17 protein-coding genes are annotated in these 18,115 nt (G+C 60.1%); 11 read left to right on the top strand and 6 right to left on the bottom strand.

The features are described from left to right. Nucleotides 1-2: 2 nt before the first annotated feature. A complete protein-coding gene (locus tag IE188_RS04225) occupies nt 3-479 on the top strand; it encodes a hypothetical protein (protein ID WP_191285185.1) in 477 nt (158 codons plus the stop codon). Between the two features lie 12 nt (nt 480-491). Here IE188_RS04225 and choV read toward each other — a convergent pair whose 3' ends face one another. The 3 genes from choV to IE188_RS04210 all read right to left on the bottom strand — a co-directional run bounded on the left by choV (nt 492) and on the right by IE188_RS04210 (nt 3,394). Continuing rightward, the gene (choV, locus tag IE188_RS04220; RefSeq protein ID WP_191285184.1) at nt 492-1,550 is read right to left on the bottom strand and encodes a choline ABC transporter ATP-binding protein; all 1,059 of its coding nucleotides are present in this window, start codon (nt 1,548-1,550) and stop codon (nt 492-494) included. A gap of 1 nt (nt 1,551) precedes the next feature. Beyond that, nucleotides 1,552-2,382 carry a choline ABC transporter permease subunit gene (gene choW, locus IE188_RS04215; protein WP_191285183.1) on the bottom strand — a complete coding sequence of 277 codons (831 nt, stop codon included), beginning with the start codon at nt 2,380-2,382 and terminating at the stop codon, nt 1,552-1,554. Between the two features lie 79 nt (nt 2,383-2,461). Further along, entirely contained in the window at nt 2,462-3,394 is a 933-nt protein-coding gene (locus IE188_RS04210) for a choline ABC transporter substrate-binding protein (RefSeq protein WP_191285182.1), read from the bottom strand. A 193-nt stretch (nt 3,395-3,587) separates the two neighbouring features. Between IE188_RS04210 and betI the strand changes: the two genes are divergently transcribed. The 4 genes from betI (at nt 3,588) to IE188_RS04190 (ending at nt 7,680) form a co-directional block, all read left to right on the top strand. Continuing rightward, the gene (betI, locus tag IE188_RS04205) at nt 3,588-4,169 is read left to right on the top strand and encodes a choline-binding transcriptional repressor BetI (RefSeq protein WP_229836474.1); all 582 of its coding nucleotides are present in this window, start codon (nt 3,588-3,590) and stop codon (nt 4,167-4,169) included. Next, complete coding sequence (gene betC, locus IE188_RS04200; protein WP_191285181.1) at nt 4,166-5,674, top strand: choline-sulfatase; 1,509 nt, start codon at nt 4,166-4,168, stop codon at nt 5,672-5,674. Before betI ends, betC begins: the two co-directional genes overlap by 4 nt. A gap of 25 nt (nt 5,675-5,699) precedes the next feature. After that, complete coding sequence (gene betA, locus IE188_RS04195; protein WP_191285180.1) at nt 5,700-7,355, top strand: choline dehydrogenase; 1,656 nt, start codon at nt 5,700-5,702, stop codon at nt 7,353-7,355. 85 nt (nt 7,356-7,440) lie between these two features. Beyond that, the gene (locus IE188_RS04190) at nt 7,441-7,680 is read left to right on the top strand and encodes a YdcH family protein (protein WP_191285179.1); all 240 of its coding nucleotides are present in this window, start codon (nt 7,441-7,443) and stop codon (nt 7,678-7,680) included. 49 nt (nt 7,681-7,729) lie between these two features. Here the strand turns inward: IE188_RS04190 and IE188_RS04185 are convergent, their stop codons facing one another. The 3 genes from IE188_RS04185 to IE188_RS04175 form a co-directional block, all read right to left on the bottom strand. Further along, a complete protein-coding gene (locus IE188_RS04185) occupies nt 7,730-8,563 on the bottom strand; it encodes an alpha/beta hydrolase (protein ID WP_191285178.1) in 834 nt (277 codons plus the stop codon). Next, nucleotides 8,560-9,963 carry a helix-turn-helix domain-containing protein gene (locus IE188_RS04180; RefSeq protein WP_191285177.1) on the bottom strand — a complete coding sequence of 468 codons (1,404 nt, stop codon included), beginning with the start codon at nt 9,961-9,963 and terminating at the stop codon, nt 8,560-8,562. Before IE188_RS04180 ends, IE188_RS04185 begins: the two co-directional genes overlap by 4 nt. Before the next feature lie 72 nt (nt 9,964-10,035). After that, nucleotides 10,036-11,250 carry a multidrug effflux MFS transporter gene (locus tag IE188_RS04175; protein WP_191285176.1) on the bottom strand — a complete coding sequence of 405 codons (1,215 nt, stop codon included), beginning with the start codon at nt 11,248-11,250 and terminating at the stop codon, nt 10,036-10,038. Between the two features lie 169 nt (nt 11,251-11,419). Here IE188_RS04175 and IE188_RS04170 point away from each other — a divergent pair, with 169 nt between their 5' ends. From IE188_RS04170 to IE188_RS04145, 6 genes are all read left to right on the top strand, one after another. Continuing rightward, nucleotides 11,420-12,952 carry an acyl-CoA carboxylase subunit beta gene (locus IE188_RS04170; protein ID WP_191285175.1) on the top strand — a complete coding sequence of 511 codons (1,533 nt, stop codon included), beginning with the start codon at nt 11,420-11,422 and terminating at the stop codon, nt 12,950-12,952. Further along, the gene (locus tag IE188_RS04165; RefSeq protein ID WP_229836470.1) at nt 12,922-13,419 is read left to right on the top strand and encodes a DUF6497 family protein; all 498 of its coding nucleotides are present in this window, start codon (nt 12,922-12,924) and stop codon (nt 13,417-13,419) included. Before IE188_RS04170 ends, IE188_RS04165 begins: the two co-directional genes overlap by 31 nt. Before the next feature lie 47 nt (nt 13,420-13,466). Then, nucleotides 13,467-13,814 (top strand): hypothetical protein, encoded by a 348-nt coding sequence (locus IE188_RS04160; RefSeq protein ID WP_191285314.1) that lies wholly within the window; start codon nt 13,467-13,469, stop codon nt 13,812-13,814. Nucleotides 13,815-14,169: 355 nt separating this feature from the next. Next, nucleotides 14,170-14,376 carry a hypothetical protein gene (locus IE188_RS04155; protein ID WP_191285174.1) on the top strand — a complete coding sequence of 69 codons (207 nt, stop codon included), beginning with the start codon at nt 14,170-14,172 and terminating at the stop codon, nt 14,374-14,376. A 131-nt stretch (nt 14,377-14,507) separates the two neighbouring features. Beyond that, entirely contained in the window at nt 14,508-16,553 is a 2,046-nt protein-coding gene (locus IE188_RS04150) for an acetyl-CoA carboxylase biotin carboxylase subunit (protein ID WP_191285173.1), read from the top strand. 2 nt (nt 16,554-16,555) lie between these two features. Beyond that, nucleotides 16,556-18,100, top strand: coding sequence for a hypothetical protein (locus tag IE188_RS04145; protein ID WP_191285172.1), 1,545 nt, complete (start codon nt 16,556-16,558; stop codon nt 18,098-18,100). Nucleotides 18,101-18,115: the final 15 nt, after the last annotated feature.

Here is an 18,115-nt window from a genome sequence, read left to right as displayed (position 1 = left end):
ACATGCGTCGAACACTCGTGGTCTCAGCTGTCATCGCATCCATCGGTCTGGCGGGTTGCCAAGGCAGCAAAACCGAAACGCCCGCCGGTGATGTGACCTTCTGTGACCGGGTGATCGGGTGGCAGCCCGTGTCGGGTGAACAGGGCGCTGAGCGCGCGATTACGCGGGCCGAGGTCTGCTCAAAACCGGCAGGCGACGGTGTCTGGATGAAAGTCGGGCAGGTGCACTCGAAATTTCGTGGGCGCAGCTACTGGCTGTTGATGTCTCCGGACGATCACCATCTGGCGGTGGCCGCAACAGATGGCAGGCCCATCCTGTCTGGCTGGACCCTTCAGGCGCGGCCCTTTGGGTGGGCGCACGAGATTGTCGCGGTGCCGACACCGGGCAAAGTCAGTGTAGGTGCCTTGCCTGACGGGGCCTGCCCGCGCAAGGCGGTCGGAAAGACCCCCACGCGACGCTATTGCCTGTCGGGCACGTAAGGCAGGGCCGGCTCAGGCGTCGCCGCGCGGGTTAAGAAGGCGCTTCATCACATCGTCCGACGTGATCCGCCCGACGGGTATGCCGCGCTCGGTGACGGACAGTTCCGCCTGACCGTTCAGTGCGGTCATCACCTTTGCCACGCGGTCGCGTACATCGACACTGACAGGGGCGGTGCAAATATCATCCGTCATGACATCGCGCGCAGTCAGAACGCCCAACGGGTTCATGTGCGCCACGAAATCCGCCACATAGTCATTGGCGGGCTGGGTGAAAATGTCACGTGGCGTGCCGCATTGCACGATCCGCCCGCCTTCCATAATGGCGATCCTGTCGCCAAGCTTGAACGCCTCGTCCAGGTCGTGGCTGACAAAGATGATGGTGCGGCGCAAAGTTTGTTGCAGTTCCAGCAGTTCATCCTGAAGCCGGGTGCGGATCAACGGATCCAGTGCAGAAAACGGCTCGTCCATCAGAAGGATCGGGGCTTCGGTGACAAAGGCACGCGCCAGCCCGACACGTTGCTGCATCCCACCGGACAGATCGCCCACCTTGCGGTCCGCCCAGTCGGACAGACCGACAAGCGCCAATTGCGCATCGACCCGGTCTTTGCGGTCGGCGGCAGAGACACCGTCAAGCTCCAGCCCCAGTCCGACATTCTGGCGCACCGTGCGCCAGGGCAGCAGGCCGAATTGCTGAAACACCATCGCCACGCGGCGCGCACGGATGCGGCGCAGGGTGTTCTTGTCGGCATGGGTCACATCCACCAGCACGTTTCCGTCGCAGACATGGGCCGCACCCCGCACGACCGGGTTCAACCCGTTCACGGCACGCAGCAGGGTGGATTTGCCGGACCCGGACAGCCCCATAAGCACCAGGATTTCGCCCTCCTGCACGGTCAGCGAGCAATCATGGACACCCAGCACCTGGCCTGTGGCTTCCTGCACCTCGGCGCGGGTCATGCCTTGGTCCATCAGGGGCAGGGCCTTTTCCGGCGTTTGTCCGAACACGATCGAGACATTGTCGAACTTGACGGCAACTCCGGTAGAGTCGATGGGATTGGGTGTCTGTGTCATGTCAGCGTTCCACGCGCAGGATTCGGTCAAGCATGATGGCGACGACCACGATGATGAAGCCACTTTCAAAGCCAAGGGCGGTGTTCACCTGATTGAGCGCCCGCACGACCGGGACGCCAAGACCATCCGCACCGACAAGCGCCGCGATGACCACCATCGACAAGGACAGCATGATGGTCTGGTTCAGCCCGGTCATGATTTGCGGCAGCGCATAGGGCAGTTCGACCTTCCACAAGGTCTGGCGCGGGGTGGCACCAAAGGCCTGTGCGGCTTCCAGAAGGGCCGGCGGGGTGGAACTGACCCCCAGATGGGTCAGGCGAATGGGCGCGGGCAGCACGAAGATCACGGTGGCGATCAGGCCCGGCACCATGCCGATACCAAAGAACACGATGGCCGGGATCAGGTACACGAAGGTGGGCAGGGTTTGCATCAGATCCAAAACCGGGCGCATGGCACGGAATAACCGCGGGCGGTGGGCGGCAGCGATCCCGATCGGCATGCCGACGGCCATGCAGACCACGCAGGCCGACAGGACCAGCGTCAGGCTTTCGGTCGTTTCCTCCCAATACCCCTGGTTCAGGATGAACAGGAACCCAAAGAACACCAGCGCGCAGGTTTTCCAGTTGCGCTGCAAAATCCATGTGATGGCCACGAAGGCCGCGACCACAAGAAGGGGGTGTGGAGTTTGCAGAACCCATAGGATGGCGTCGATCAGAAGCTCCATCAGCCAGCTGAGCCAGTCAAAAAACGGCTCCCCGGTTTCCTGAAGCCAGTCAAACAGTTGCTTGGCGGTCTTGCCCACGGGGATCTTCGTGTCGGTCAGCCAGTCCATGCTTTGCCTTGTTGAAAAAAGGGAAGGTCAAAGAAACACGCCGGAGCGTGCCCCGGCGTGTCTGTTCGTTTAGCTCAGATCAAAGACCCAATGCGCCTTTTACGGCGGCAACGCTGTCACCGCCATCAACTGTGGTGACACCGTCCAGCCAGGCCATGAACGCATCCGGATTGGCCTTCAGCCACGCGCTGGCTGCATCTGCGGGGGTTTCGCCATCATTCAGGATCGCGCCCATGATCTCGTTCTCCATGGCCAGCGAAAATTCGAGATTTTGCAGAAACTTGCCGACATTCGGGCATTCTTCAACATAGCCCTTGCGGGTATTGGTCATGACCTGTGCGCCACCCAGATTGGGGCCGAAGAAGTCATCGCCACCGGTCAGGTAACCCATGTCGAAATTGGCATTCATCGGGTGCGGTTCCCAGCCAAGGAACACCACCGGTTCGCCCTTCTTGTCGGCCCGCGCGACCTGCGCCAGCATCCCTTGTTCCGAGCTTTCGACGACCTCGAACCCTTGCAGATCAAACGCGTTGTCGTCGATCATCGACTGGATCAGGCGGTTGCCGTCATTGCCCGGCTCGATACCATAAATCTTCCCCTCAAGCGCGTCCTTGTGCGCCGCGATGTCTGCGAAATCCTTGATGCCCAGATCCATTGCCGCCTTGTTCACGGCCAAGGTGTATTTGGCCCCGTCAAGGTTCATGCGGACGGTGTCGACGGTCCCTGCTTTGCGATAGGGGGCGATGTCGGCCTCCATTGTGGGCATCCAGTTGCCAAGGAACACGTCAATATCGCCTTCGGCCATCGAGGTATAGGTGACCGGCACCGACAACACCTTGATATCAGTGTCATATCCAAGCGCCCCCAGCACAACGGTGGTGGCGGCGGTGGTGGCGGTGATGTCCGTCCAGCCCACGTCCGAGAACACGACTTCGTTGCAGCCCTCTTGCGCAAATGCGGCCGAGGCCACGGCGGACAATGCGATGGCGGAAAGTGTTGATTTGAGGTTCATGGTTCGCTCCCTGTTTTGTGGTGCGGTTTCTGTGCGACCGATGGCCCGGGTGGTCCCGAACCGTTCGTGCCAACCCTATCGCAGTGGGCGAAGGGGTGAAACCGGCTTCATTGGTCACAGACGCTGCTTTTTATTGATTGACGAGTCAATTAAAAAAACGCAACCCTGCCGGAACACCAGGACAGGAGGGGTCATGCCTAAGGTTGGAATGGAGCCGATCCGGCGCGGGGCGTTGGTTCAGGCCACGATTCACGAGATCGGGCGCGCGGGCAGTCTGGACGTCACCGTGACCCAGATCGCCCGACGGGCCGGCGTGTCCAGCGCGCTGGCGCATCATTATTTCGGTGGGAAAGAACAGATCTTCCTGGCCGCGATGCGCCATATCCTGTCGGTTTACGGTGCGCAGGTGCGCGCGGCCTTGTTCGGCGCCACTTCGCCCCGTGACCGGGTCGAAGCGATCATCCGCGCCAATTTCGAGGCGGGAAATTTCCGGCCCGAGGTCATCGCGGCGTGGCTGAACTTCTATGTCATGTCGCAAAGCAATGACGGGGCGCGCCGTCTGTTGCGCGTCTATCAGCACCGTCTGCATTCCAATCTGGTCCATGCATTGAGCCCGCTTGTCGGTGACGACGCGCATGATCTGGCGGATACGCTCGCGTCGATGATTGACGGGCTCTATATCCGCCACGCCCTGCGCGAGGATACTCCAAGCGGCGCACGCGCCTGTGACCGCGTGCTCAAATGCCTCGATACCATGCTGGAGAGCGACACATGACCAAGCCAAATATCCTGATCATCATGGTTGACCAGCTGAATGGAACCCTGTTTCCGAATGGCCCAGCCGATTGGTTGCACGCCCCCAACCTGAAGAAACTGGCCGCACGGTCGGTGCGGTTCCAGAACGCTTATACCGCCAGCCCGCTTTGCGCGCCGGGGCGGGCCAGCTTCATGTCCGGTCTGTTGCCACGTCGCACCAAGGTCTATGACAACGCCGCCGAGTTCGCGTCGGACATTCCGACCTATGCGCATCACTTGCGTCGGGCGGGCTATCAAACGGCGCTGTCCGGCAAGATGCACTTCGTCGGGCCGGACCAGATGCATGGGTTCGAAGACCGTCTGACCACAGACATCTACCCGGCCGATTTCGGCTGGACGCCAGACTATCGCAAACCCGGCGAGCGGATCGACTGGTGGTATCACAACATGGGCTCCGTGACCGGGGCGGGTGTTGCCGAAATATCCAATCAAATGGAATACGATGACGAGGTCGCCTATCACGCTTGCGCCAAGCTCTATGATCTGGCGCGGGGGCATGACAACCGCCCGTGGTGCCTGACGGTCAGTTTCACGCACCCGCATGATCCCTATGTGGCGCGGCGCAAATACTGGGATCTCTATGAGGATTGCGAACATCTTTTGCCCGATGTGCCCGCAATGGATTACGACGATCACGACCCCCACGCGCAACGGATTTTCGACGCCAATGATTGGCGCAGCTATGACATCACCGACGAGGACATCCGCAGGTCGCGTCGCGCCTATTTCGCCAATATTTCCTATCTGGACGACAAGGTGGGAGAGATGCTGGATGTGATGGAGCGTACGCGGCAGGAGGCGATCATCGTCTTTGTTTCAGACCACGGCGACATGCTGGGTGAACGCGGGTTGTGGTTCAAGATGAATTTCTATGAAGGCTCTGCGCGGGTGCCCTTGATGATCGCGGCGCCGGGGCTTGAGCCGGGGCTGGTTACAACGCCTGTTTCGACGCTGGATGTGACCCCGACACTGGCTGATCTGGCCGGCATCTCCCTGGACGAGGTGCAGCCATGGGTTGATGGCGAAACCTTGGTCCCGCTGGCCAAGGGCGAAGGGCGCGACAGCCCCGTCGCGATGGAATATGCGGCGGAAGCGTCTTATGCGCCTCTTGTCTTTTTACGACATGGACCTTGGAAATACACCCGCTGTGCGCTGGATCCCGATCAGCTTTTCAACATCCAAGACGATCCGCACGAATTGACGAACCTCGCAGGTGACCCGGCGTATCAAGGCACACTTGACCGCCTGCGCGCTCAGTCGGAAGCGCGCTGGGATCTGGCCGCGTTTGACGCCGAAGTACGCGAAAGCCAGGCCCGGCGCTGGGTGGTCTATGAGGCGCTGCGCAACGGCGCCTATTTCCCATGGGATTATCAGCCGCTGCAACGGGCGTCGGAACGCTACATGCGCAATCACATGAACCTGGACACTCTGGAAGACGGTCAGCGTTTCCCACGCGGGGAATAAGCGGCCCGACAAGGACGAAACGACTATGCAAGCAGAATATATCATCGTCGGCGCAGGCAGCGCGGGCTGTGCGATGGCCTATCGGTTGGCCGAAGCGGGCAAGCGCGTGTTGGTGATCGAGCATGGCGGCACGGATGCAGGCCCATTCATCCAGATGCCCGCCGCGCTGAGTTATCCCATGAACATGCGCCAGTATGACTGGGGGTTCATGACCGAACCCGAACCGCATCTGGGTGGTCGCCGTCTGGTCACACCGCGCGGCAAGGTCATTGGTGGGTCCAGTTCAATCAACGGCATGGTTTATGTGCGCGGACATGCGAAGGATTTCGACCACTGGGCAGAAAGCGGTGCTGATGGATGGTCCTATGCCGATGTGTTGCCCTATTTCAAACGGATGGAACACTGGCATGACGGCGGTCATGGCGGGGACGCAAGCTGGCGTGGCACCGATGGGCCGCTGCATGTCACAAGAGGCCCCCGTGCCAACCCGCTGTTCCACGCCTTTGTCGACGCTGGAACTCAGGCCGGCTATCCGGTGACAGGGGATTACAACGGGCAACAGCAGGAAGGCTTCGGCCCCATGGAGCAGACCGTCTGGAAAGGGCGGCGCTGGTCGGCGGCGAATGCCTATCTGCGCCCTGCGCTGAAACGGGAAAACTGCGACTTGATCCGTGCTTTCGCCCGAAAGGTCATCATCGAGGATGGGCGCGCAACAGGTGTCGAAGTCGAACGCGGTGGCCGGGTTGAGGTGATCCGCGCCGAAGCCGAGGTCATCATCGCAGCAAGCCCCATAAACTCGCCCAAACTTCTGATGCTGTCGGGGATCGGTCCCGCCGCACATCTGGCCGAACATGGCATCGACGTGGTCGCGGATCGCACGGGTGTCGGGCAGAACCTGCAAGACCATCTTGAGGTCTATATGCAATATGCATCGCAGAAGCCGATCACGCTCTATCGGTATTGGAACCTGGTGTGGAAGGGCATCCTTGGTGCGCAATGGCTGTTCACCAAGACCGGGTTGGGCGCATCGAACCAGTTTGAAAGCGCAGCCTTCATCCGATCACGCGCAGGCGTCGAATACCCGGACATCCAATATCACTTCCTGCCCATGGCGGTGCGTTACGATGGCACTGCGCCGGCCGAAGGGCACGGTTTTCAGGCCCATACCGGCCCGATGCGATCCCCGTCGCGCGGTGAAATCACCTTGAAAAGCGCCGACCCGAACGAGGCCCCGCGGATATTCTTCAATTACATGTCGACGGACCAGGACTGGGGCGACTTCCGCACCTGCATCCGCCTGACCCGCGAGATTTTTGCTCAGGATGCGTTCAAAGACCACGTGAAACACGAGATCCAGCCCGGAAGCGCCCTGCAAACCGATGACGAGATTGACGGCTTCATTCGTGATCACGCCGAAAGCGCCTATCACCCCTGCGGGACGTGCCGGATCGGACGGGCGGATGATCCGCGGGCTGTGGTCGACCCGGAATTGCGGGTGATAGGTGTCGACGGGCTGCGGGTGGCCGACAGTTCAGTCTTTCCGCGCATCACCAATGGCAATCTGAACGCACCGTCGATCATGGTGGGGGAAAAGGCGTCGGACCACATCCTTGGGCGTCGGTTGCCGGCGTCAAATGACCAGCCCTGGATCCACCCTGACTGGCAAAATTCACAGCGTTAACGACGGTGGTTTGATCCGGGTCAAGGCGGCGGGTCGGGCGTGCGCGCAGTCTTGTGTCGAACACAGACAGAAGGAGAAGTCGCGAATGTCCCATACCCCCCATGAATTGCATGAAGAGTTTCCGGAAATGGTCGACAAGATGACCGAACTGAAACAGTCCGACGCCCATTTCGCCAAGCTGGCCGACGAATATCACGAGTTGAATCGCGCGGTGCATCGCGCCGAAACCAACGTAGAGCCAACGGACCAGTTCAATGAAGAGGATATGCGCAAAAAACGCGCTGCCCTGAAGGATGAGATTTATCGACGGCTGACGGCGGCCTGACCCGTCTTGCATCAGACAAGTCATCCCGTGCGTCGCGGGGTGGCTTGGCTTACTGAAGCGCCGCGATCCACTTCTTCATTTTATTCAGGGATTTGGTTGACCAGATCGTTGTGTGACCGGCGGCTTTTTGCGTGACAAACAGCTTGTTTGGACTAGGCGACATCTTGAAAAGCGTGCGTCCCATCGAAACCGGCACCGTTTTGTCGCTGCCTCCATGCATGATGAATATCGGCACAGTGACGCGTTTGATGATGCGTTTCGATGGCCAAAGGTCATTGCGTGCCGCAAACAGCGGAACCATCGCGGGTTGCTTGGCGGCGACCAGATCATTCAGCGATGTATAAGGCGCTTGCAGGATCAGCCCCAAAGGGGGGCGCTGGCGTCCGATCTTGCTGTCAGCGATCTGAAGAGCGACACCTGTTCCAAGACTTTCCCCCATGATGATTACCGGACCATTTCCGACATATTCAGGCAGATCGCGATACAGCGAATTGGCCAGGCTTTGAATGGTTTTGCGGCTGGGCAGACCCTTGCTGCCGCTCATCCCCGGATAGGCCAGGGCCACCAGCCCATAGCCCTGATTGACAAACCAGGGAAATTTCCTCTTCCGCGTTCCAAGGTTTCCCCCGGATCCCGGCAGGTAATAGATCGTCGGCTTGCCCGCTTCGGGCGGGGTGACCCAGATCACCGCACCCTTGTAGCGTTTCGCCGATAATTTCGGGTGGGCGTTTTTCGGGTCCGCCTTCTGGGGATTGAACTGATAGAAGACTTTGCGTTCAAGCGCGGATTGCACGCTGTTTGCCTGGGCAGGTGCGGGCGCGGGCACGACAGTGGCGCAAGACATGGCCACCATCAAAAGCACCAGAAAGGGGAATTTCTTCATCGCTTGATCTCATAGGGAAGCATACCCCGTGAATATGGGTCGACTTGCAGCTTGCGTTCAAGGGGCGGGACCGAACGTTGGTGGCAATCCTGACGTTCGCAGATTCGGCAGGAAACGCCGATTGGTTCGAATGCGGCATCATTCGTGACGTCCAGATCGTCGGCATAGACAAGCGCACCGGCATGTTTCACCTCGCACCCCAACCCGATCGCATAGCGCCGCACCGGCGCATCGAAGCTGCCCCCTGATTTCGAGACATTCCGCGACAGGCAGAAATACCTGACACCATCCGGCGTCTGCGCCAGTTGTCGCAGAAAACGTCCAGGTGTTTCAAAGGCTTGGTGAACATTCCACAGCGGGCAGGCGCCGCCGAACCGGGCAAACTGAAGCCGCGTGGCCGAATGCCGCTTGGTGATCGTCCCGGCCTGATCGACGCGCACGAAAAAGAACGGAATGCCCTTCGCGCCCGGCCGTTGAAGCGTTGACAGCCGATGCGCCACCTGTTCAATCGACGCGCCGAAACGCTCTGCCAGCCGTTCCAGGTCATGGCGGGTCTCGTGAGCGGCGGCAAGAAACTGCTCATAAGGCAGGCGGGCCGCGCCGGCGAAATAGTTGGCAAGCCCCAGTTTTGCGATGGCGCGGGCCTCGTCGGTTTGGAATCGCGCGAAATCCAAGGTCGCTTCCAGAAGCGCGTCCTGGGTCAGCAGGGCGACCTGCATCAGCAGTTGAAACTCCTGCGTGGCGCGCGGCGGGCGGCGCGACAGGCGCAGCACCCGGCTTTCGGGGTCATAGCTGCGCATGGCCTCCTGATCGACCCGATCAACCCGAATGCCCCGGTCCCCCAACACGGCCTCGGCCATCCCGGCAGGGTCCAGCCCGCGCGATTTTCCGGTGGTGGCGAAATGCTCGGCTGCACGGTCCACTGCATCAATGTAATTGTCGCAATAGTGAAAGAAATCGCGCACCTCGTCCCACGGGCTGGCTTTCGATCCGTGATCATCTCTGCCATGACTTTCGTCCAGTGACGCCAATCGTTCATGGCCCATCCGATAGGCGCGGTGCAGTTCAAGAAGCGCATGGGCAAGGGCGGGGGCGTTGGACGCGGCCAAGCGCAGATCCGCCAGGGGTGGCACGTCCGAGAACACCGGGTCGGCAAAGGCCTCGCGCATGTCACTGACCAGCCGCTCGGCATCCCCGGTTGACAATTCGGCAACGTCGAAGCCAAACTCCTGCGCCAGCGCCAGAACAACCCCGGTCGAAACGGGGCGGTTGTTGTTTTCCATCTGGTTCAGGTAAGGCAGGCTGACGCCCAGTTTTTCGGCAAAGACCTTCTGCGTCAGGCCAAGGCGTGTGCGAATTTCCCGAAGTTTTACACCAGCATAGAGCTTTTGGGTGGCCATGCGCGGGGCGTTCCCTTGAAAGGTTTGCAGAATTTGCGGTTGTGCCTTTGTATCATTTGCAAAGGTGTTGCGTCAAAGGTTCAACCGCGCCTCGCGCCGGATGACCAACATAATCGCCACCACCGCCAGCGCCGACGAGGTGAACATCAAAAGCAACAGCGGCAGGACGGTTGATCCCGGTGCCAACAGCCACCCGGCTATTGCCGACAAGGCCGCCCCACCACCGATGTTGAGCGCGCCACCCAAGCCCGAGGCGCTGCCCGCCAGTTCGGGGCGCACGCTCATCATACCCGAGGTGGCGTTGGGCAGCGTCATGCCATTGCCGACCCCGACCCAGGTCATGAAGCCGAAAAAGACATACTCGGACCCATGGCCAAGCAGGAAAAGTGCAAGCGAGAGCGCCAGTCCCGTCGCCGTGATGATGGCCCCCCAAAACACCATCCGGGTCAGGCCAACCCGCATGGAATAGCGGCCCGAGAGGTAATTTCCCACCAGATACCCCGCCGCAGGTGCGCCGAAGAACAGGCCAAGGCGGGCAGGGCTCATGCCGTAGATCTCGCTGCCGACATAGGGTGCGCCACCAAGATAGGCGAAGAACGCCCCCGAGGTGAGCGCCGCTGACGCGCAATATCCCCAGAACCGGGGTGAAGTGAGCAAAGCAGGATAGGCGCGGAACTGGGCGCTGAACCCGCCGGGCTGCGGGGTGATGGTCTCGCCCAGATCGCGCCATGTCAGCAACATGGCCGCAACGCCCGCGCCGGCTTGCAGCCAGAAGTTGGCTTTCCAGCCAAGGGCCTGATCCAGAATGCCACCGATCGAGGGGCCGATCATCGGTATGATCGACATGCCCATGGTCACATATCCGATCATCGAGGCTGCCTGATCGCCCGGCACCATGTCGCGAATGGCAGCGCGTGACAGGACCACGCCGACGACGACCGCCGCTTGCAGCATACGAAAGCCCAGGAATATCTCGATGCTGGGGGCATAGATACAGCCAAGTGTGGCAAGGATGTAGATGGCGAACCCCGCCAGGATCACCGGCCGGCGACCAAACCGGTCGGATACGGGGCCGACAATGACCTGCATTACCGCATTGACGCAAAGATAAAGCGCAACAGACAACTGAACGATGTGATAGTCTGTCTGAAAATACCGCGCCATGCCGGGCAGCGACGGCAGAAACACATTCATCGACAGCGTTGCCGCCGCCGCGACGAATGTCAGGGTAAAGACATGCGGCGGCGTGGAGGAGTCCAGAAAACGGGATGCGGGTTTTGACGACATGGGGTATGGCTAGGCGGGGGCTGTTCGACTGTCCATCCCGGACGAGAAGAATTTGCATTTATTCAATTTGCAATAATCACATTGCAATAAGTTTGCAAATTCGCCCAATTTTTCTTTCAGATCGGATGCTTGGAGGTTACTTTGCCCAGAAATCAAGGAGTGTCGCCAGATGAAAGATATCCATCAGGAGCTTGAAGATCGTCGTCAAACCGCCCGTCTTGGGGGTGGCCAGCGTCGCATCGACAGTCAACACCAAAAGGGCAAGCTGACCGCGCGCGAGCGGATCGAGCTGTTGCTGGACGAAGGCTCGTTCGAAGAATTCGACATGTTCAAGACCCACCGCTGCACGGAATTTGGCATGGCGGCAGACAAGCCCGCAGGGGATGGGGTTGTTACCGGATGGGGCACGATCAACGGACGGCTGGTCTATGTGTTCAGTCAGGATTTCACCGTTTTTGGCGGCTCGCTTTCGGAAACGCACGCGGAAAAGATTTGCAAGATCATGGACATGGCGATGCAGAACGGCGCGCCCGTGATCGGCATCAACGATTCCGGTGGTGCGCGTATTCAGGAAGGTGTCGCCTCGCTTGCCGGTTATGCCGAGGTGTTCCAGCGCAATATCATGGCGTCGGGCGTGGTGCCGCAGATCTCGGTCATCATGGGGCCATGCGCGGGTGGGGCGGTTTATTCCCCCGCCATGACCGATTTCATTTTCATGGTGAAAGACAGCTCCTACATGTTCGTGACCGGCCCGGATGTGGTGAAAACCGTCACCAACGAAGTTGTGACCGCCGAAGAACTGGGTGGGGCGTCGACTCACACACGGAAATCCTCGGTCGCGGATGGCGCGTTCGAGAACGATGTCGAGGCGCTGTCTGAAATCCGCCGACTGGTCGATTTTCTGCCACTGAACAACCGCGACAAGGCCCCCACGCGCCCGTTCTTCGATGATCCGGCCCGTGTGGACAAAAGCCTTGATACGTTGGTGCCCGACAATGCCAACGCGCCTTATGACATGAAAGAGCTGATCGCGAAGCTGGCGGATGAAGGCGATTTTTATGAGATCCAAGAGGATTTCGCCAAGAACATCATCACCGGATTTGTGCGCCTTGAGGGCCAGACCGTCGGTGTCGTCGCCAATCAGCCGATGGTGCTGGCCGGGTGCCTGGACATCGACAGTTCGCGCAAGGCCGCCCGGTTCGTGCGGTTCTGCGACGCGTTCGAGATTCCGATCCTGACGCTGGTCGACGTGCCCGGCTTTCTGCCGGGGACCAGCCAGGAATATGGTGGCGTCATCAAGCACGGGGCAAAACTTCTCTTCGCTTATGGCGAAGCCACGGTGCCGAAGGTTACGCTGATCACCCGCAAGGCCTATGGCGGGGCTTATGACGTGATGGCGTCCAAGCATCTGCGCGGCGATTTCAACTATGCCTGGCCCACCGCCGAGATCGCGGTTATGGGCGCCAAGGGGGCGACCGAGATCCTCTATCGGTCCGAGCTGGGCGATTCCGAGAAGATTGCGCAGCGCACGCAGGATTACGAAGAACGCTTTGCCAACCCCTTCGTGGCCGCCGAGCGTGGCTTCATCGACGAGGTGATCCAGCCGCGGTCGTCGCGGATGCGGATCTGCCGGGCGTTTGCGTCCTTGCGCAATAAAAAGCTGCAGAACCCATGGAAAAAACACGACAATATCCCACTGTAAGGATGTCGGGTCAGGCAACGCATAACGGCCCGTTGGGTCTGGTCGGGGCGGCGGCGTGTGCCGTGGCCCTGTCCCTGTCTGCGCCGGTCGCGGCCGGGTCCACGGTTGCGTTGTTCGAACCTGGCACCCGGATCGATGTGCCATCGGGGCAAGAGGTGACATTCCTAGATGTGATCGAAGGCGAAGACAGTGCCGTCGGAACGGCGATCCGGGTGCGGTTCCTTGCTCCGCGCATCGCCCGCGGCACCGGGGACGTGGAATTCATGCAGGCGGAGGCTGACATGGCAGTGCTGTGTCAGGATTTCGTGCTGCCGCACATGATCGACGCAGGCACCGATCTGCCCGATCAGGTCATCATCGTGCTGTCAGACCGGTTCGTCGAACATGGCGTTGCGGACCCGGAAGCGACACAGTTTTTCGAAGCCTACCGTCCCGAAGGCGGCATGTGCGTATGGGAGGGGTTCTGATGGCGCTGCCGTATATTATGGGAGGGGTTCTGATGGCGCTGCCGTATATGACGAAACACAAAGGGTTTCCGGGTCGGCTTCCGGGGTCGGATTATCAGTTCACCATCCGACGCCCCAACAAATCGGGCGCGACGCCGCTGATTGCACGGGAACGGTTCGCCGACCGCAAACCCGCCGACCGCCGCGCCGATGCGGGCTTCATGGAGGCGCTTTGGCATTACTTCGGCGATCAGCCGTTCGAGCGCGGAAATCTGGATGCCGGGCGCCTGTCCTGGCTGTTCGGGCGCGAGGTCGTGCCCGCCGAGGATCCGTTTGACCCGGAAAGCTACGAGGCGCTTCTGGTGATCGACGTGACCCGCGCAGCGGCCGCATTTCCGGACATTTTCGAGGACTGATCGGCATGAACCCGCCCGCCCGCACATCGAACCGGCAGATTCCAGCCCAAAAGGCGGGTGTTGCCGCAACGCGTTCTTGTAACGCGGGAAAAGCATGCCAATCTGTTTCTCAAGCGGACGACATATCCCCGTTTTCCGCTATGGTTTGTCGAAACCATTACCCTTCCCCTTCTTCAGCCCGGTTCTTTGCGAAAGCAACTGAACCGGGCCTCTTTTTTGCCAAGGGCGTTCGCGGCGATAGCTTTCTGGCCGTATATGACGCGCTGGTCGGGCAGGGTTCAAAAATCTGCTTTGGAATTTTGGCAAATCAAGGCAAACTGGATGTCATAAAGAATACAACCAGAGGCAGTCAACGATGCAGATCAGCAAACTTCTTGTGGGGGCCACGGCCCTTGCCCTGCTGGCAGGATGCCAGTGGAACGACCTTCAGCGCGCCGGTGTCGGCGCGGCAACGGGTGCGGTGGTTGCGAAAGCGGCCAGCGGCAACCTTCTTACAGGCGCGGTCATCGGCGCGGGCGCGGGTGCGCTGTGCGATGATGTCGGTGTGCGCATCTGTAACTGACCATATCGCCGCTGTGTGCGGCGCTTCTCATGATTTTCAGCCCGCCGGGACCGTTTCCGGTGGGCTTTTCCATGCCACTTTGCGCGATCGGCCTGCCCGTCGCGCCTATATTTGAACGGAAGGGACAGGACATGTTCAAGAAGATCCTGATTGCAAACCGGGGCGAGATCGCCTGCCGCGTGATCAAGACCGCCCGCAAGATGGGCATCCAGACGGTTGCCATCTATTCGGATGCTGACAGGAATGCGTTGCATGTGAAAATGGCGGATGAAGCCGTGCATATCGGCCCGCCACCCGCAAACCAGTCCTATATCGTGATCGACAAGGTGATGCAGGCGATTAAGGACACGGGGGCGGAAGCCGTCCATCCGGGTTACGGGTTTTTGTCCGAGAACTCGAAATTCGCCGAGGCGCTGGAGAAGGCCGGCGTGGCCTTCATCGGCCCACCCAAGGGCGCGATCGAGGCGATGGGGGACAAGATCACCTCGAAGAAAATCGCGCAGGATGCGAAAGTGTCGACCGTTCCCGGCTATATGGGCCTGATCGAGGATGCCGACGAGGCGGTGAAGATCTCGAACGAAATCGGTTATCCGGTGATGATCAAGGCCTCCGCCGGGGGTGGCGGCAAAGGGATGCGGATCGCCTGGAATGACGACGAAGCGCGTGAAGGTTTCCAGTCGTCAAAGAACGAAGCCGCAAGCTCGTTTGGGGATGATCGTATCTTCATCGAGAAATTCGTGACGCAACCGCGCCATATCGAAATTCAGGTTCTGTGCGACAGTCACGGCAATGGCGTCTATTTGGGCGAGCGGGAATGCTCGATCCAGCGCCGCAACCAGAAAGTGGTGGAAGAGGCGCCAAGCCCGTTCCTGGACGAGGCGACCCGCAAGGCGATGGGTGAACAGGCGGTGGCGCTTGCGCAGGCGGTGGATTATGCCAGCGCGGGCACGGTCGAATTCATTGTCGATGGCGACAAGAATTTCTATTTCCTGGAAATGAACACCCGTTTGCAGGTGGAACACCCCGTGACCGAGCTGATCACCGGCGTCGATCTGGTTGAGCAGATGATCCGGGTCGCGGCAGGCGAAAAGCTGTCGTTTGGCCAGAAGGATGTCACGCTGACCGGTTGGGCGATTGAAAACCGTCTGTATGCGGAAGACCCGTATCGTGGGTTCCTGCCGTCGATCGGGCGGCTGACGCGGTATCGTCCGCCTGCGGAAACCGCGGCTGGTCCGCTTCTGGACAATGACAAGTGGCAAGGTGACGCGCCGAAAGGTGACATGGCCGTGCGCAACGATACCGGTGTCTATGAAGGCGGCGAGATCAGCATGTATTATGACCCGATGATTGCCAAGCTTTGCACATGGGCGCCGACCCGGGACGAGGCGATCGAGGCGATGCGCGTGGCGCTGGACAGTTTCGAGGTCGAAGGCATTGGCCACAACCTGCCATTCCTGTCCGCCGTGATGGATCACCCGATCTTCATCAAGGGCGACATGACGACCGCCTTCATCGAAGAACAGTATCCCGACGGGTTCGAAGGGGTCACGCTGGGCAAGGATGACCTGAAGCGTGTAGCGGCCTCGGTCGCCGCGATGCACCGTGTTGCCGAAATTCGCCGCACCCGCATCACCGGGCGGATGGACAACCATGAACGCAAGGTCGGCAAGAAATGGGTCGTAACCCTCCAGGGTGAAGACATCGCGGTCAAGATCAAGGCCGACAAGAAAGGATCGACCGTCAAGTTCGAGGATGGATCGAAGCTGCGTGTCAAGTCCGACTGGACGCCGGGCGACAGCCTTGCCGTTCTGGATGTCAGCGGCACACCGCTTGTGCTGAAGGTCGACAAAGTCACCGCCGGGTTGCGCGTGCGTACCCGGGGGGCAGACCTGAAGGTGCACGTGCGCACCCCCCGCCAGGCAGAACTGGCGCGCCTGATGCCCGAAAAACTTCCGCCGGATACATCGAAAATGCTGCTCTGCCCAATGCCGGGCCTGATGGTCAAGGTGGATGTGGAAGCCGGGCAAGAGGTGCAGGAAGGCCAGGCCCTGTGCACCATCGAGGCGATGAAGATGGAAAACATTCTGCGCGCTGAAAAGAAGGGCGTCGTGTCCAAGATCAACGCGACCGCTGGTGACAGTCTGGCCGTTGACGAAGTGATCATGGAGTTTGAGTAAGGATGAGCCTGACCGCCACGATGACAGGCGTGCGTCGCTTTGAACCCGCAGTTGCGGTTGGCGTCAGCGTGGCGGTGTTTCTGCTTGTGCAAGCCATGGCATATGGCTTGGTGGGGGCGTTCGAATACCCCTTGGACGATGTTTACATCCATCTGGCTGTCGCGGAACAGATCGCGGCAGGGGGGTATGGGGTGAATCCGGGCGAATATACTTCGGCTGCGTCGTCACCGATTTACCCGCTCTTGTTGGTGCCGTTCTCGGGCACCGAATTTCATGCGCTGGTGCCTGTGTTCTGGAACGTGGTTGCACTGGTATTGGCGGCTTTGCTTTGGGGGCGCATTGTGCAGAACGCGGTCGCGGATTGGCGTGTTGCACTTGCCTTGGCGATCCTTGGCCCCTTGGCGTTCAACTTGGCCGGGATAGCACAGGTGGGGATGGAACACACCCTGCATGTGCTGGCGGGCTTGGCCGTTTTGCGCGGGCTGCAATATCAGCTTGACGAAGGGCGGCTGCATTGGCTCTTGGTTGCAGGCATGCTTCTGGGGCCGATGATCCGATTTGAAGGCTTGGCGGTCACGGGCGGCGCGGTGCTCGCTCTGGCGATGTTGGGACGGTGGAAGGCGGGCGCGGCGCTGTTTGCCATTGCGGTGGCTCTGGTTGCGGGGTTCATGCTGTTTCTGACCTCACTTGGGTTGGAGCCGCTGCCCAATTCCGTCATGGCGAAACTGGCAGGGGGCGGGCAGGACAGTCGCTTCAACCTGATTGACCTGCCGATAAAACTGGCGACCCAGTTGCTTTTGTCCGACAAGGCCATCGTGATGATGATTGCTGTTGTGGTGGCGGCGGCGGCCCTCTCGCGAGTAGAGGGTAAGGTACGGGCGTTGTTGGCCGGGGCGGTGTTTGCTGGAACCGGACATTTGCTGCTGGGTCAGTTTGGCTGGTTCAATCGGTACGAACTCTATGCCCTCAGCTTCGTCTTCGGCATGGTTATGCTGGGCGTGTTCCGGGCCGAAAGCCTGACGTCGGCGCGGGCGCTGTTTGTGATCAGTTTCGCTTATCTGGCCGTATCCTATGGGGCGTGGCTGGTGAAATACGGAAAATACGGTGCGCTGGGCATCTATTCACAGCAGCGCAATATGAGCACCTTCGTGAAAGAGGTGTATCAAAAGCCGGTCGCGGTAAACGATCTGGGCTACGTTGCGTGGAACAATCCCAACTATGTTCTGGATTTGTGGGGATTGGCTTCCTACCGCGCGCTGTCGACCAGGCTGGACAACCCGCAAGACGGGTGGGCCGACGAGATCGTACAGGATGCCGGTGTCGAACTGGCCATAATCTATGACCGATGGATTGATAACGGCATCGGCGCGGGTTGGGTCAAGGTTGGAACGCTGCGCTATACCGGCGCGGGCGGGTTCCTTGGCGGACGCGATGTCAGCTTCTATGCCACCACACCGGATGCCGCGCCAGCCTTGCGCAAACAGATCGAAGACTTCGCCCCACGCGTTGTCGGCGCCGCTGAATTGCGGGTCGAGAGCGCGTTATGACGGGACAGACACCGA

The sequence above is a fragment of the Aliiroseovarius zhejiangensis genome (assembly GCF_014656375.1).
GTDB lineage: Bacteria > Pseudomonadota > Alphaproteobacteria > Rhodobacterales > Rhodobacteraceae > Aliiroseovarius > Aliiroseovarius zhejiangensis.
The sequence above is the reverse complement of the archived record's forward strand: the minus strand, read 5'-3'. Positions and strand labels throughout refer to the sequence as shown.